The organism is Nocardiopsis sp. LOL_012, assembly GCF_048060475.1.
GTDB lineage: Bacteria > Actinomycetota > Actinomycetes > Streptosporangiales > Streptosporangiaceae > Nocardiopsis.
Genome location: NZ_JBHMIV010000120.1, coordinates 1 through 404, shown reverse-complemented (window position 1 = coordinate 404; position 404 = coordinate 1). Strand labels below are relative to the sequence as shown.

Below are 404 nucleotides of genomic sequence, written 5' to 3'. Positions count from 1 at the left end.
CGGGAGCGGTTCCCGCACGTGCGGCTGGTGCACGGCTACGGCCCCGTGGAGTCGGTGATCTTCACCAACGCCGCCACGATCACCGACGTGCCCGAGAGCGGGGTGCCGGTCGGCCGCCCGCTGGCCAACAAGCGCACCTACGTGCTCGACGGGCAACTGCGCCCGGTGCCCGTCGGCGTGGTGGGCGAGGTGTACGCGGCGGGGATCGGCCTGGCCAACGGCTACCTGGGCCAGCCCGGCGCCACCGCCGAGCGGTTCGTGGCCGACCCCTTCGGTGGCCCGGGGGAGCGGATGTACCGGACCGGTGACCTGGGCCGGTGGACCGCCGACGGAGAGCTGGTGGTGGTCGGCCGCGTCGACGCCCAGGTCAAGGTCCGCGGCTTCAGGATCGAACCCGGGGAGGT

1 protein-coding gene is annotated in these 404 nt (G+C 74.0%); it reads left to right on the top strand.

All coding sequences use genetic code 11. From position 1 onward, the window contains the following. A partial coding sequence (locus ACFHWE_RS23720; protein WP_416604100.1) for an AMP-binding protein occupies nucleotides 1-404 on the top strand: 404 nt, incomplete at both ends.